Raw genomic sequence first — 15,872 nt, 5'->3', positions numbered from 1 at the left:
AAGATAAGACTTCCTCTACAATCAAAAATAAAATGATTGTAGAGAGAAAAAGGAGATCCCATGAAAGATAAACATTTAATCGCTTTAGACTTAGACGGAACCTTATTGAAAAATGACAAAACGATATCTGCAAAAACCAAATCTGTTCTGCTTGCACTGAAAGAACAAGGCCATGAAATCATGATTGCCACCGGGCGGCCTTACCGTTCCAGTGCGGTTTACTACAAAGAGCTCGGTCTTCACACGCCAATTGTCAATTTCAACGGGGCCTTTGTTCATCATCCTCTTTCTGCAAGCTGGGGAACTTACCATCATCCATTAGATTTGACGGTTGCCAAAGATATTGTCGAGGCTTGCGAGGACTTTCCTTTTCACAATATCATTGCGGAAGTGCAGGATGAAGTGTATTTCCATTACCATGATGAAAAGATGATCGACCTCTTTCAATTCGGCAGTCCTCAGATTACATATGGAGACCTTCGAAACTATCTCCAGGCCTCTCCTACAAGCATGTTGATCCACACAGAGGAGCAGGATGTCGCAGCTATACGCAGGCACCTATCCGATGTCCATGCCGAGGTGATTGACCATCGCCGCTGGGCAGATCCTTTCCATGTGATTGAAATCATTAAAACCGGCATGAATAAAGCCATCGGCATCCAAAAAGTTGCCGACTACCTAGCCATCCCTAAAGAAAGAATTGTTGCTTTTGGAGACGAAGACAATGATCTTGAAATGCTTGAATATGCGGGCACAGGCGTTGCGATGGGCAATGGCATTGAGGGCGTCAAATCCGTCGCTAACCACACAACCCTTACAAACGAAGAAGATGGTATCGGCTTATTCCTTGAAGAAAAATTCAATCTAAAAATGAAGTAAAAAAAACGGCGGGGGATCCATCCCCCAGTGATTCTTGTGAACCAACCCCTGTTCTCACTGGCGCTTGATCTCCTAATTTCCCTTTTTTTGTTTTTACTCTCGCATTGAAACAGGATATTAGACCCAGAAAAAATGCCCGTTATTCTAGTCCATATTCGACCACAGAACATTTCCTGCATGTATTGCAGGCTGGCAGCCCATAATAAGACTGTCGGTTTAAAGCCGGCAATTGCTTAGAATGCGAGGGGTTACTAATGGGTAAAAGCACAAAATCAAAACGTTTTTTCCAGCAAAGTAAAGACGCCGTTTCAAAGCATGATGAAAAATTCCCGTACCGCATGACCTTGGCTGAAGCCGAGGAAAGAAAATCATGCGGCTGCAGTTCGGGACCTGGATGCTGCAGTTAAACTGGCAACGAAGCTCTAACAGGGACTTTCATCCAAATTTCTGCAACAGTGTCCTTTTTCTATAAAGGGATTTTTCAACTATATGAAACCAATCTAAAGCTTCAGCTTTCCCCCACAAAAGAACGGCCAATTAACAGTGCCGTTCTTTTGCTTTTTAATGAGCCAATGGCGTTTGATTTCAAGTGCAGGAAAAATATATAAGATGGATGACAAAAAAGCTGGCATGGGCCCTTTTCCACCGGGATAGGGCCCATCCAGCTTTTTATTAATCTTTCCTGAAGAAACCAACGACATTTGTCGTCTCTACAATATTTACAAAAGCCTGTGGATCGACTTCCTCAATGATTTTTTCCAGATCATATAATTCATAGCGCGTAATGACCATCATCAACATTTCCTTGTCTTCGCCCGTGAATGCGCCTTTGGCAGGCAACATGGTAATGCCCCTCACCAATTTGGCGTGGATAGCTGTCTTTAATTCCAGCGATTTCTTGGTAATGATGAACACCGTCAACTTCTCGTGGCGTGTATGGATGGCATCAACTACGCGTGTGGACGCATATAATGCCACAAGCGTATAAAGGGATTTCTCGGCACCGTACAAACAGCCGGCACACACGATAATCAGTCCGTTCATAGCAAACAAATACGTCCCGATCGGTTTATCCTTCACACGGGATAATAACATGGCCACAATATCCATTCCACCGGTAGAGGCACCGAATTTAAGGGTGAAACCGACCCCTACCGCGCCGATGACCCCGCCAAATACAGCGTTTAATATGATGTCTGGGGACAATTCCTTAACAGGAAGCAATTCCATGAATAAAGTTAAAAGTGCTACACTCAAAAAACTGTATAATGTAAATGACTTACCGACTTTCTTCCAAGCAACAATGGTAATCGGGATATTCAACAAGAATAAAAGTACGCCTGTCGATATCGAAAAAGGGGCATGGAAGAAATCAAGCATTCCTGAAATCAATTGCGCAAGACCTGCAAATCCACTGGAATATACATTGGCAGGAATCAAGAAAAAGTTCAGAGCGATCGCATTTAAGAATGCTCCCAAGATGACAATAGTAATTTTTTTAGCTTCAGCTAGATACAAATCTAAACTCCCTCCAATTAATTCAACAACTATTTTTTCTCACTGTTGATAACTATACTCTTTTTAGCAAATCAGAACACCTTATTTCCCTATTATTGCCCGCAAATGTTACACTGTATAGAGAAATTCTATTTAAATTATATAAGAAGGTGATATGGTGAGTATACATATTATAGCCGATAGTGCATGTGATTTACCTCTATCTTATTTTAGAGAACACGATGTTACTTTTTTCCCATTAAATGTTCATCTTGACGGCAAAGATTATGAAGATGGGTTAACCATTCAAAGCAAAACGGTCTATGATGCAATGAGAAACGGCAAGGCCCCAAAAACATCGCAGGTTTCTCCGGAGTATTTCCTAGAGAAATTCACGGATTTTGCAAAGAAAAAAGAAAAAGGAATTTACATCGCTTTTTCTTCAGCGCTATCGGGCACCTACCAAACGGCAGTCATGATCAGAAATCAGGTAAAAGAACAATACCCTGACTTTGATCTTGAAATAATCGATACAAAATGTGCTTCGGTCGGATACGGGTTGGTCGTACAAAAAGCCGTTGAATTAGCCGAGACTGGAGCCTCTAAAGAAGAGATTATCGAAGACATCGTTTTTAACAGCACACATATGGAACATTTATTCACTGTAGGAAATTTAGAATATCTTGCACGTGGAGGCAGAATATCCAGAACTTCAGCGTTCGTTGGCGGATTATTAAATATTCGCCCACTTTTGCATGTTGAAGATGGTAAACTGATCCCGTTGGAAAAACTTCGTGGGAAGAAAAAATTAGTTAACCGTACATTGGAACTGATGAGAGAAAGAGGCGTCAATCTGGATAAGCAAACCATTGGCATCAGCCATGGCGATGATTTGGAAGCAGCCCTTGAATGGAAGCAAGCGATCCAGGAGGAATTCGGCACCACTTCATTCGAAATCCAAATGGTTAGTGCAACGATCGGAGCCCACTCAGGCCCTGGCACGATCGCCATCTTCTTCCTCAATAAAGAAAAAGGCAAATAATGATGGGAGCGCCCCTGTGGCGCTCTTTTTTCATGCTTGGATTCCCCTTAACCATTTTTTGTATGTTTAACAACAGGAAATGAAAGGTAAACCTAAAGTGTCATAGCAATAAGCATCAGCGAAGTTGCTTATTGTAAATGTGGATAAAGTTGCGCTAAATACTGAAAAGAAATAAAGGAGATGTATACGTATTATGAGCACAAAAAATCCAATACCAAACACTTTACAGCAAAACCGCCAACCAGGGATCCAATCAGAAATGGATCCACTACCCGAAGTTGTCCGCCCCAATTATAAAGGCAGTGACAAATTAAAAGGAAAGACAGCCCTCATCACAGGAGGAGACAGCGGAATCGGCCGTACTGCAGCCGTTTACTTCGCGAAAGAAGGTGCAGATATTTTCTTTACTTATCTTGATGAAGATCAGGATGCACAAGAAACGAAGAAACTAGTGGAACAAGAAGGTGTTCGCTGCGAATGCCTAGCCGGCGATGTCGGTGATGAGTCTTTCTGCCAAAAATCTGTCGATGAAACTATTAAAACATTCGGCAAACTAGATATCTTAGTGAATAACGCCGGCGAACAGCATGTCCAAAAGAACTTTCTGGATATCACATCCGAACAAATGGAAAAAACATTCCGCACCAATTTCTTCGGGTATTTTTATATGGCCAAAGCAGCCCTTCCTCATATGAAAGAAGGAGCCACTATCATCAATACTACATCCGTCACTGCCTATGAAGGCCATCCAGAATTAATCGATTACTCAGCAACAAAAGGTGCGATTGTGGCTTTCACAAGAGCCCTATCAAACAGTATTGCCGGAAAAGGAATCCGCGTCAACGGCGTTGCGCCGGGCCCTATCTGGACTCCGCTTATTCCGTCCACATTCCCTGCTGAACAGGTGAAACAACATGGCGGCAATACACCAATCGGACGAAGAGGACAACCTTCCGAATTAGGCGCTACTTATGTCTATTTGGCAAGCGACGATTCTTCCTATGTCAGCGGACAAATTCTGCATGTTAACGGCGGACAAGTCGTCAACGGTTAAAGGCAAGCAACTGAATACTAAATGAAAGCAAGCCCCATAAAAGGCAATGTAGATATCTGCTTTTTATGGGGCTTTTATCATCTTTCTGCCAGAAGCGTGATCAACATATTATCCTTTCATACTAAAAAAGAACAAGGAAATTAGACAATTAAAATATCCTTGCTCTTTTGGTATGAATTGTAACTTATATGATTCTATTTTATTTTTTCTCCAGATAGACACGGGCTTCATAAGGCGCAAAATGATGATCAATCCTTGCAGCTCCGCCGGCCATGTTATGAAGAACAAGTTCCACGCCAGGCTCTTTCATATCTTCTATATTATAAACCGTTTCCTCGTCGCTGAAATTGCAAAGGATATAAGCTGTTTCACCATCTAATGCCCGCTTATATACAAACATGGATGGATGATCTTCCGCTAATAATTCATAACTGCCATAAATAAAAATATCGTATTTTTTACGCAGCTGGATCATTTTTTTATAGAAATGATAAATTGAATGCTCGTCTGCTTTTTGTGCTTCTACATTGATCTTTTTATAATTTGGATTCACTTTCATCCATGGTGTACCTGAAGTGAAACCTGCATTCGGCTGACTGTTCCATTGCATAGGGGTGCGGGAATTATCGCGCCCGCTTTGCCAAATGATCTCCATGATTTCAAGCGGTTCTCTTCCTTTAGCTGTTTCCAAGGCATATAAGTTTTTCATGCCGATATCGTCATAATCATTGATATTCTCGAATCGTACATTCGTCATTCCAATCTCCTGGCCTTGATAGATGAATGGTGTTCCCTGCATAAAGAAATAGCAGGCAGCAAGCATTTTACTGCTTTCACTCCAATATTCCCCGTCATTTCCCCACACCGAAACACTCCGGGGCTGATCATGATTTTCAAAGAATAACGCGTTCCAACCTACGCCTTCGAGCCCTTTTTGCCACTTGGACAAGGTCTTTTTCAAGGCGACGACATCTACATTTTTGGCAGCTTCTTTTCTCCATAGATCAAGATGTTCAAACTGGAAAATCATATTGAATGCGCCCTGTTCTTCCCCGACCCACTCATTTGCTTGATCAATCCTGACTCCATTCGCTTCGCCAACCGTCATGATATCATAACGGTCAAATGTTTCCTTCTTCATTTCCTGAAGGAATTCATGGATGCCTTCCTGATTGGTATGCATATCAAAAGCGGGAACATATTCCAAATGAGCAGGATTTGGCATATCCGGAAGGCCTGGCCGCTTTTTAATATGGCTGATTGCATCCACACGAAAACCGTCTATTCCTTTATCCAGCCACCAACGTATCATTTCATAGATGGCTTGTCTGACATCTTTGTTTTCCCAATTCAGATCCGGCTGCTTTGCAGCGAATAGGTGCATATAGTACGCTTTCGTCTCCCGATCCCATTCCCAAGCTGAACCAGAGAAGATACTTTCCCAATTATTCGGTTCCCGTCCATTTTTCCCATCTCTCCAAATATACCAGTCCCGTTTTTCCGATTCCCGTGAAGATCGGGATTCAATAAACCATGGATGCTCATCGCTTGTATGATTGATCACCAGGTCAAGAATCACTTTCATCTCTCGTTGATGGCATTCCTCGAGTAATCGGTCAAAATCTTCCATCGTGCCGAATTCAAGCATGATATTTTGATAATCACTGATGTCATATCCATTGTCGGCGTTTGGCGAAGAATAGAAAGGGCAAATCCATAGAACATCGATCCCAAGCTCCTTAAGATAATCGAGCTTAGACAAAATGCCATTCAAATCACCAATGCCATCGCCATTACTGTCCTTGAAACTTCTTGGATATATTTGATAGCATACGGCTTCTTTCCACCATTTTCTTTCCATTTCCTGATTCCTCCGTTGTCCTTTTGTTTGTTGCGAAAAAGGCTTCTTTACCGGATATACTGAAGTCTTTGCTCTACATTTGACCAGCCATCAACGGAAGCAGAAACAAATCAAAAATAGATAGCGCCTATCTATCACAACCGTTACTGATTTCGTTTAGAACGCTTCATCACGAAAAAGATAAAGATGGCAAATGCGACCCAGACAGCAATAATGGCACCGATAAATCCCATATTAATGCCTGTCTTGTCTGTCAGTGCGTAAACTTCTGATTTCTCACGTTCGATGACAATATGGTACTTGCCATTCTTCTCCCTGGCCAAATCCCCTGCCAACAGACCCCTAAGTTCTTTCTTTTTCGCCAATTGTTCGCTTGTCAATGTCACTCTTTTTGTTTTCGAGGAATTATTGACTACAACCACGATCACTTCGTTTTTATATGATCTTTTATAAACGGCCAAGCCGTCTTGATTATAAAGGACAGAAAATGTACCTCTTGTTAAGGCAGGCAATTCCTGTCTTAGTTTTCCAATCTTCGTTAAATGGTCAATAATTTCTTTATCCGCTTTGAATCCCATAAACTGTGCGTTATCCGGATATCGGCCGCCATTCACAGCAATTTCTGAGCCATACAGTATAGAAGGTATGCCCGGAATCGTGTATAGGTACGTTAAAGCCAGGTTCCATGCTGTTGCCGGATTTCTTTTAGATTGCACGATATCTTGGGTAAACCGGGTAGTAAATAGCTCATCAATGAGATTTTCATTCAATCTAGGCTGTTTGAATAATTTCTGGGCAACTTGGACTTCTTGGAGAGGAGACTTTAAACGGTTATCACTTGAAGCAAATGCTTTTCTGATAGCGTTTACAGATGAAACATTTATCATGCCGTCAAAGCCCGCTTGTTGATAGGAAGCTGCTTTTGCCATATCTCCGCTGGCATCCATCCCAACAACATACATATTTTTTTTCGTTTTCTTCATTTCTTGATTGAAGTCTTTCCATAAAGAAGCTGGTACTTCTTCCACAAAAGGAATATAGAATCCATCAATATCCGATTTCTTGATCCACCACTTGGCCACATTAACAAGATATGAATGCACCTCTGGTTTTTCTTGATTCAGCCGCGGCAATCCATCGATCCAACTGGCTTGCACCAGGCTTCCATCTTCACCAATCGCTTTTGGGTCCTTCACAAACCAATCTGCTTTGCCTGGATCCTTCGTCCAAGGATGGTTCCTTCCAACCGAAAGTGTCGGCATCTCAATCATTACTTTTAATTTCTTTTTATGAGCCTCTTTCACTAGTTGCTTGAATTCCTGCAAACTACCATAATGTTGTTCTGTTTTATAGAAATCTTCTATACTGTAGTCATTAAAACGATCCTTCTCCGTTTCAAAAATGGGTGAAAGGGAAATGACTGTAAATCCCATATCTTTTATGTAATCCAACTTCTTCTGTATCCCTGCAAAATCTCCCCCATTAAACTTCCCTTGTTTTGTTACATCCACATTCTTATTATTTTCTAAATTTGCATCATTAAATCGGTCAATCACTATGCGGTAAACGCTCTCATCCTCCCAAATTCGATCTTTCTTTTCCAAAGCATGCACTGGCATGCCACCCATAAAAAGAAAGAGTATAAGTAGCAGAATCATTACCTTTTTGTTCACCTTATTAGCTCCCCCTATCGCTTGTTGTCTACGCTTTTAAGAGTATCGTTTTCAACTGGAAGCGTCAAACAGTAAATCAATATATTGTTCTAAAAGGGGATAGATGGAAGCGAGGAGCGTGTAATAAAGCAAACGATTGCACAACATAATTCAATGATAAAATATATCTGTTGCAACAAACCGATGATTCAATGTGAAAACGGTTGCATTTTACATCATTATACTAGCTTTCCTCTTTTTTTCAATATCTTTTTGTCCGAGCAATACGATTGACAAAAGTTACACATTGAAAAGCCAATCTTGGCATATTAACATGAAGAGATGTGTGTGATTAATTGGCGGGGATTTTCCACCCCCTTAGCAAACGTTGGTTGAACCAACCATCATTCTTATGGGTGCATGATCTCCCGCTTGCACATCATCGCTTTCCATATGAAGCGGGAATATTAACAGGATAAAAATCACAAAATCAAAGTTTATATTACCAAATAAGGAGATCGCATAAATAGTATGAAAAATCCTAAACAATTAACTTTGTTTGCCCTGACATGGCCCTTGTTCGTAGAGCTTTTCCTTCATATGCTTATGGGAAATGCGGATACATTAATGTTGAGCCTCTACTCAGATAATTCAGTGGCCGCTGTTGGCGTCTCCAATCAGATTCTTGCATTGGTCATTGTTATGTTCGGATTTATCGCAACAGGTACAGCCATATTGGTCGCCCAAAATCTCGGGGCTAAAAATCCACTGGCAGCTGCAGAAGTATCCGTCATATCCTTGGCCGCCAATTTTGCATTTGGCCTGATTTTGAGCATCACTGTCTTTTTCTCAAGCAAAACCTTGCTTCATCTCATGGATTTGCCGGCTGAATTGATGGAAGAAGCGCATTCATATCTTAGTATTGTCGGTGGTCTGGCCTTCATACAAGCTGTGATTATGACTGCAGGCGCCATTCTTCGAAGCTATGGCTTTACCAAGGACGCCATGTATGTAACGATTGCCATGAATGCCCTAAATATTATCGGCAATTATTTGTTTATCTTTGGTCCTTTCGGCATACCGGTGTTGGGTGTGAAAGGTGTAGCCATCTCTACCAGCATCAGCAGGGTGCTCGGCCTTATTGCCATTCTCATCCTTTTGGTCAAGAGGGTGCCGAATAAACTTGACTTTCTGGGCGTATTCCGAATGCCGTATCAGCATTTAAAAAACCTGCTGGCGATTGGGATTCCTTCAGCAGGCGAGCAATTATCATATAATGGTTCGCAAATGATGATTACTTACTTCATTACAATGATGGGCACTGAAGCCCTTACAACAAGAGTATATACAACCAACCTGATGATGTTCATTTATCTATTTGCTATTGCCATTTCCCAGGGCACGCAAATTATGGTCGGACACCAAATCGGAGCCAGAAAATATGAAGAAGCTTATGCACGCTGTTTAAAAAGCTTGCGCATGGCAATCTTAATTTCTTTCCTTTGCGCTCTCACATTCTCTATTTTCAGCAAACCGTTGCTGTCCATTTTTACAGACAATCAAAATATCCTAATAGCCGGAAGCTTATTGATCTGGTTGACAATTATTCTGGAACCGGGCAGGGCGTTTAATATCGTCATTATTAACTCATTACGCGCCACCGGTGATGTCAGATACCCTGTTATAGTAGGCATTCTCTCCATGTGGGGCGTCAGCGTCACCCTGTCATATATCCTTGGTATCAAACTTGCCTGGGGATTATTCGGTGTATGGATTGCTTTCATTGTTGATGAATGGCTTCGTGGATTATTGATGCTTCATCGTTGGAAATCAAGGGCTTGGATGAAAAAAGGCTTTACCTCCAGTGAAGAATTCGCAGAGAACAAAGCATCCTGATAGAACCCCGTACCATTGTTGTACGGGGTTCTTTTTTCACAAAGCTATTAGATTTTTATGATCGAGCCATCCTTTAGATAGCCTCGATTACATTCACATTGTAGCGTTCAAACCACATATCCAACTGTGCCAAGTGAGCCAGCAGTTGCGGTCCTGACATTAATTGGCCGTACCACGGTACCTGAAATGAGGATCCCTTTGATTCGATCAATTGCTGAAGCTGTTCTTTTTTGAAGAATTCATGCAAAACGCTGCTTTTTTTGGAGACACGGTCCTGAAGAAGACTAGTTACTTTATCGCGGTAAATCGGATGATGGGTTTTGGGGTACGGGCTTTTCTTTCGGTACAGGATCTCTTCGGGCAAAATGCCTTCCATCGCTTTTCGCAATATTCCTTTTTCACAATTTCCCGTCATTTTCATCTCCCAGGGAATATTCCAAACATATTCAACGAGAGTATGATCGGCAAACGGCACCCTTACTTCTAAAGAAGCCGCCATGCTCATTCTGTCTTTACGCTCGAGCAAATTGATCATGAAATAGTGCAAATTACTGTAAAATAACTGCCGCCTGCGTGATTCCTCGGCATTTTCGCCTGTCAATAGCGGCGTCTCCTTCATGGTTTGCCTATATTTTTCCGCTACATACTCTTCAACCTTCAATCTCTCACGCCATTGATCCTTTAGAAATAAGGATCTCTCCGAGGTTGAACGGATCCAAGGAAACCCTTCACTTTTTGTTGAAGGGTCATGAAACCATGGGTATCCGCCAAATATCTCGTCTGCACACTCGCCAGACAAACTAACTGTAAAGCGCTCTTTTACACGTTCACAAAACCATAACAGCGATGAATCAATATCCGCCATGCCCGGCAAGTCCTTGGCGGCCATTGCCTGTTCAAGCCCCTCTACCAGCATTTCCTGTGAGATGACACAACGATGGTGCTCCGTATCATGCGCTTTAGATACCATCTCTATCCACGGTGCGTCATTACTGGGTTGAAAATGATTGTCTTGAAAGTATAATTCATTGTCCTGGTAATCAATTGAATACGTATGGAGGGCAGGAAGATTCTCTTTTTTATAATGGCGTGAAGCTATGGCAGTGATCACGCTGGAATCAATCCCTCCTGACAAGAATGTACATAAAGGGACATCTGACACAAGCTGGCGGACGATGGCATCTTCGACCAGATACCGCACCTTTTCCGTTGTTTGCTCTAAGCTATCTGTATGCTCACCACTTTTTACATCCCAATATCGCCATATTTTCATCCCTGTGCGGGAAAGGCGCATTGCATGGGCCGGGCGCAGTTCGTTGATTCCTCTAAAGACACCAGATCCCGGAGAATGGGAGGGACCCAATCCGAACAACTCGCATAGCCCTTCCCGATCCAACTCGGCAGATATTTCCGGATGTGCAAGGATCGCTTTGATCTCAGAAGCAAATAACATTCCTTTGCCTTGTTCCTTATAAAAAAGGGGTTTAACGCCAAGTCTGTCGCGCGCCATGAAAAGTTCTTCCCGCTGGTGGTCCCAAACAGCAAATGCAAAGATGCCATTTATCCGTTCAACGACATTTTCTTTCCATTCTATATAAGAAGTTAGCAGAACTTCAGTGTCAGAATGACCTTTAAACGAATATCCTTTTAATAACAAGTATTTCCGCACATCTTCGGTATTGTACAGCTCACCGTTATAACAAAGTGTATATGTCCCTGTTTCATGTTCAATAGTCATTGGCTGTTTGCCGCCTTCAGGATCGACCACCGTCAGTCTCTTATGGGCAAAACAAGCATGCCGATCACTCCAGACAGCACTTTCATCAGGCCCGCGCAACTGCAGTGTATCTCCCATAGCTGCTACAACCGCTTCTTCATCTGCCATATGACGTGAAAAATCGATCCAACCAGTGATTCCACACATAATGATCACCCTTTCTTGTCTGTACTCCCCACCAATCACTGGTATTTCATCTGTACCCCATTTCCATATGTATTCGGAATGTACAGAAAGATTAACGCAGCTTTTATTTATTTTCAGACGTGTAATAGCCTATGCAGAAGGGCAAGATGTGTTAATGTCCCAGGAAAAAATCTTTTAACAGAGAGACCTGCATAAATTCCCGCCTATTTTGTTTGACACTTTATAAAAAAGTAGGTGAGCCATTTTCTTCAGTCGGAGGGTACAAAATGAATAAGCAACAAAGAACAGAGCTGATAAAGAATCAATCAAGATCCTTTACGGCAGGCGTCGTTGAATGTATAAATGACCAATGGATATTTTTCAGTGATGAAACGGACGAAGCATATCCACTTGAGGAATTCCTCCATAGCGAAATCGAAATCAACCGGAACAACAGGTGGCGAAAGGGCATCTTAACGGATGTGGCAGTCGTTAGTATCAAAAAGGAACTGATCTTCCTCAGCCACCAGGAAAAAGTGCGAATAAAAAAACAATTATTATACTCGTTCGAGCGTTTACTAGAGGAAATCAACGACGACTCCTTCTTCCAATTCATCATGACACTCAATTCCATGTCGTTTTCCATTTATGATTGCATTTATGGATATAACCAATTGACATTCATACGGGATAAAAGCAGCTGCAGCGGCGTCAACTTCTTCACATTCGATAACGGCCAATGCGTCTGCTCCGTCCAGCACCATTTCGTATATAGCACAAAAGAACACGACCGATTCGAATTCACCCAAAACACAGGCAAACGAATAGTAATAGAAAAATTCTCCCCTAACTAACGAAAAGCGGAAGTGACCGTTTAGGGACGTACAAACTGGAGGGATTTTCTTGAGATAAAGGAAACACGGTGAGGCACGAACCGATGTTGACTTATCGTAGAGAAAAGCCCGAAGTTTGCTAGTCCCTGGTCACTGCAGCTGGACAACGAAAAGCGGAGAACACCCGTTTAGCGGCGTAGGGACTGGAGCCCTTTCTCTTTGAGATAAAGGAAACACGGTGAGGTACGAACCGATGTTGACTTATCGTAGAAGAAAAGGGTGAAGTCCCCTAGCCGCTGGGTGTTCGGAGCTAGACACCACGAAAAGCGGAAACGGTCGTTTAGCGCCGTACAAACTGGAGGGATTTTCTTGAGATAAAGGAAACACAGCGAACGTAGTGAGTTGATGTTGACTTATCGTAGGGAAAAGGGTGAAGTTTGCTAGGCGCTGGAGGTCTGGAGCTAGACACAACGAAAAGCGGAGAACACCCGTTTAGCAGCGTAGGGACTGGAGCCCTTCTCTTTAAGATAAAGAAAACAAGGTGAGGCACGAACCGATGTGTCTAGCTTCACCGGTCACCCCCTCGAGCCATAAGCCCCTCTCTTTCGGAAACGAAAACCATGTTTCCGAAAGAGAGGGTTCTTATGCTTGTCGGGGATAAGTCTTTAGATTGCTTAGAGAATTCTTCTTTAAAACCGTTCTAAAGGCTTTTTATGTTATACAACTAACTTAGCATAATGGTAAAACAAGGAAAAAAATATATTAAAATCAGCCATTATGGGTTAAAACGAATAATGTTGATCCAAAGATGTATATGTTTTTTGGGAAAGGAGATTAACATATGAGGTTAATGATTCCCCCTTTAATAGCCTATATCATTGTTTGTGTAATAGCAGTCTTCATTCCTGCTTCTGAAGGTTATCATACTATTCTATGGAAATTAACGATTGGACAAATTTATGCCCTGCCAACTTTATTAATTGTTACCCTGGCTTCATATTATGTGAATAAGAGAAAATCGCATTGTTAAAAATGGTAGACACTTTTTTAGTAATTTTGATAAGCTAACGTCGGAATGGACTGTAATCGCAGTTCATTTTTCACTTCCACCGAACTATAAGGATCACTACATTGTTTTAAATTCTATGAAAACAGCCTTTTAAATACCCAATTAAACATTCAATTTCTTTTCAAATTCTTCAACGGTCAATGGCTTATCAATATAATAGCCCTGAGCAAAATGGCAATCCATCTCTTTAAGAAGGGATAGCTGCTTTTCTGTTTCCACTCCTTCAGCCACCACGCGGAGCGATAACCCTCTCCCCATCATGATAATCGCCTTTACAATTGCCATATCCTCGGAATCTTCTTTCAGATTGTTGATAAAGGACTGGTCAATTTTCAAATAATCAATCGGCAGATTTTTGAGATAGCTCAAAGATGAATAACCCGTTCCAAAGTCGTCAATAGATACTTTCACACCCATTTGGCGCAGTTTTTCCATAATGCCTATGCTGTACTCCATGTTTTCTAGCATACTATTTTCTGTCAATTCCAAATGCAGCAGTTGGGGAGGCAACCCGCTTTCCCTGAGGGCATCTTTGACAATTTCATAAAAAAGGGGCTGCTGGAATTGTAGTGGGGACACATTCACCGATATAACTAGTTCGCCAAATCCTGCATCCAGCCATTCTTTATTTTGTTTGCACGCTTTTTTCAAAACCCAGGTGCCAATTTCAACTATCAAGCCTGTTTCCTCCGCTAAAGGAATGAAGTCGGCAGGAGATATGATTCCCTGTTCAGGATGATTCCACCTGATCAACGCTTCACTTCCATATATGCGGCCCGCCTTCACATCTACTAAGGGCTGATAGCATAAATGGAATTCCTCGTTCATAACTGCCTTGCGTAAGCTGCCTTCAAGCTTTAATCTCTCTATTGCTTGTTTATTCATTTCATTGCAATAGAACATATAAGAATTGCCGCCCTGGTTTTTCAGTTTATTCAAAGCAATATCCGCATTTTTCAACAATTCACCTTCTGAAACTCCATCATTTGGAAACATGCTAACCCCAATGCTTGCAGACATAAAAAACTCCTTATCATTAAAAACAATCGGTTCCCCAATTGCATTGGCAATCTTTTTAATGACCTTATTCACATTCTTTATGCAGACATCTCCATGAAGAAGCAAGGAAAAGGCATCCCCCGCAAACCGGCCCATGAACCCATCCGCAGGAATGACCCTCTGCATTCTTAAAGCAATCTCCTTTAAAATCAGATCGCCAGCATGATGCCCTAAGCTATCATTCACTATTTGGAAGCGATCGATATCAATCAGTAAAACAGCCATCTCTCTTTTTTCCTTTTTGCTGCGCTGAATCATTTTATGCATAACTTGGCTGAATTTCACACGATTGGGCAAATTCGTTTGCGCATCATAGTAAGATAGTTGTGAAAGCTGCTCCCCCACCCGCTTTTGTTCAGTGATATTCCTGCCGATGCCGACGATTCCCTCCACTTCTCCCTCTATGACAATAGGCAGTTCCTTTATAGAATAATACTGTTTTTTTCCTTTTTCTCTTTCATATGAAGTTTCGTATGTCTGGATATGGCCCTGCATCGCTTTCAAGAATCGTTTCTTAAAGCGCCATACATCCTTTTGATTTACATATTTCAAGCTATCCTGGCCGATCAATTGGCGTTCTTCCAAACCGGTCGACTCTAGAAAATGGGCGTTTACTTCTGTAAATTTCCCCTCTTTATCAATCACATAGATTAAATCTAAGCTGTGGTCAAACAGCGCTTTGTATATTTTGATCATTTTTTCTGTTTGTTGCGGTTTCTGCTGTTTACTAGTCTTGGCTGCAAACTCCGAGATATTCATTTCTGTATCTATCTGTACCGTAAAAGAAAGCCTGATTGCTTCTTTAAGCGGCTTGCCTTGTGATGCTGAACCATATGGCGTGCAGCCTACCAATGTTGCCTGGGGCAAGTGCCGATAGCATACGTCTATAATGCTTCTGAGTATATCGTATTCATCTTCCTCAGCGAATACCTCAACAAGTAGATTGCGAAACTCATATAACTTTTTTTGGTTGATGTATTGAATGAGGTCAGGAATCCCTGAAAAAACATAATTAATTTTATCCATAATCAATTATCTCCGCTAGTTCATTATTGACGTATATTCTATTATTAAAATACCATAAAAAAGCATATTTTTTGAATAAATAGAAAAAACCACCATATTTT

The 15,872-nt window shown here is 41.7% G+C and carries 12 protein-coding genes; 7 read left to right on the top strand and 5 right to left on the bottom strand.

Annotation, left to right across the window (positions count from 1 at the left end):
- Window positions 1–60: 60 nt before the first annotated feature.
- Both BN1765_RS06200 and BN1765_RS20235 read left to right on the top strand, forming a co-directional pair.
- The gene (locus BN1765_RS06200; RefSeq protein ID WP_050614291.1) at window positions 61–879 is read left to right on the top strand and encodes a Cof-type HAD-IIB family hydrolase; all 819 of its coding nucleotides are present in this window, start codon (window positions 61–63) and stop codon (window positions 877–879) included.
- Window positions 880–1,133: 254 nt separating this feature from the next.
- Entirely contained in the window at window positions 1,134–1,286 is a 153-nt protein-coding gene (locus tag BN1765_RS20235; RefSeq protein WP_187119427.1) for a hypothetical protein, read from the top strand.
- A gap of 265 nt (window positions 1,287–1,551) precedes the next feature.
- Here the strand turns inward: BN1765_RS20235 and BN1765_RS06190 are convergent, their stop codons facing one another.
- A complete protein-coding gene (locus BN1765_RS06190) occupies window positions 1,552–2,397 on the bottom strand; it encodes a YitT family protein (protein WP_050614289.1) in 846 nt (281 codons plus the stop codon).
- 157 nt (window positions 2,398–2,554) lie between these two features.
- Here BN1765_RS06190 and BN1765_RS06185 point away from each other — a divergent pair, with 157 nt between their 5' ends.
- Together BN1765_RS06185 and BN1765_RS06180 are read left to right on the top strand one after the other, a co-directional pair.
- On the top strand, window positions 2,555–3,418 hold the full coding sequence (locus BN1765_RS06185) for a DegV family protein (RefSeq protein ID WP_050616690.1): 864 nt from the start codon (window positions 2,555–2,557) through the stop codon (window positions 3,416–3,418).
- 193 nt (window positions 3,419–3,611) lie between these two features.
- The gene (locus tag BN1765_RS06180; protein ID WP_050614288.1) at window positions 3,612–4,472 is read left to right on the top strand and encodes an SDR family oxidoreductase; all 861 of its coding nucleotides are present in this window, start codon (window positions 3,612–3,614) and stop codon (window positions 4,470–4,472) included.
- A gap of 199 nt (window positions 4,473–4,671) precedes the next feature.
- Here the strand turns inward: BN1765_RS06180 and BN1765_RS06175 are convergent, their stop codons facing one another.
- Complete coding sequence (locus BN1765_RS06175) at window positions 4,672–6,333, bottom strand: glycoside hydrolase family 13 protein (protein ID WP_050614287.1); 1,662 nt, start codon at window positions 6,331–6,333, stop codon at window positions 4,672–4,674.
- Between the two features lie 143 nt (window positions 6,334–6,476).
- On the bottom strand, window positions 6,477–8,006 hold the full coding sequence (locus tag BN1765_RS06170; RefSeq protein ID WP_050614286.1) for an alpha-amylase family glycosyl hydrolase: 1,530 nt from the start codon (window positions 8,004–8,006) through the stop codon (window positions 6,477–6,479).
- A 510-nt stretch (window positions 8,007–8,516) separates the two neighbouring features.
- Here BN1765_RS06170 and BN1765_RS06165 point away from each other — a divergent pair.
- Entirely contained in the window at window positions 8,517–9,881 is a 1,365-nt protein-coding gene (locus BN1765_RS06165) for an MATE family efflux transporter (protein WP_050614285.1), read from the top strand.
- 73 nt (window positions 9,882–9,954) lie between these two features.
- Here the strand turns inward: BN1765_RS06165 and asnB are convergent, their stop codons facing one another.
- Entirely contained in the window at window positions 9,955–11,805 is a 1,851-nt protein-coding gene (gene asnB, locus BN1765_RS06160) for an asparagine synthase (glutamine-hydrolyzing) (protein ID WP_050614284.1), read from the bottom strand.
- Between the two features lie 266 nt (window positions 11,806–12,071).
- Here asnB and BN1765_RS06155 point away from each other — a divergent pair, with 266 nt between their 5' ends.
- A complete protein-coding gene (locus BN1765_RS06155; RefSeq protein ID WP_050614283.1) occupies window positions 12,072–12,638 on the top strand; it encodes a DUF2777 domain-containing protein in 567 nt (188 codons plus the stop codon).
- A gap of 820 nt (window positions 12,639–13,458) precedes the next feature.
- Window positions 13,459–13,647 carry a DUF4017 family protein gene (locus BN1765_RS06150; RefSeq protein ID WP_050614282.1) on the top strand — a complete coding sequence of 63 codons (189 nt, stop codon included), beginning with the start codon at window positions 13,459–13,461 and terminating at the stop codon, window positions 13,645–13,647.
- 141 nt (window positions 13,648–13,788) lie between these two features.
- Here BN1765_RS06150 and BN1765_RS06145 read toward each other — a convergent pair whose 3' ends face one another.
- Complete coding sequence (locus tag BN1765_RS06145) at window positions 13,789–15,771, bottom strand: sensor domain-containing protein (RefSeq protein WP_050614281.1); 1,983 nt, start codon at window positions 15,769–15,771, stop codon at window positions 13,789–13,791.
- Window positions 15,772–15,872 lie beyond the last annotated feature (101 nt).

This window comes from Bacillus testis (assembly GCF_001243895.1).
GTDB classification, from domain to species: domain Bacteria; phylum Bacillota; class Bacilli; order Bacillales; family DSM-1321; genus Bacillus_AD; species Bacillus_AD testis.
This window is presented reverse-complemented; position numbering and strand designations above follow the sequence as displayed.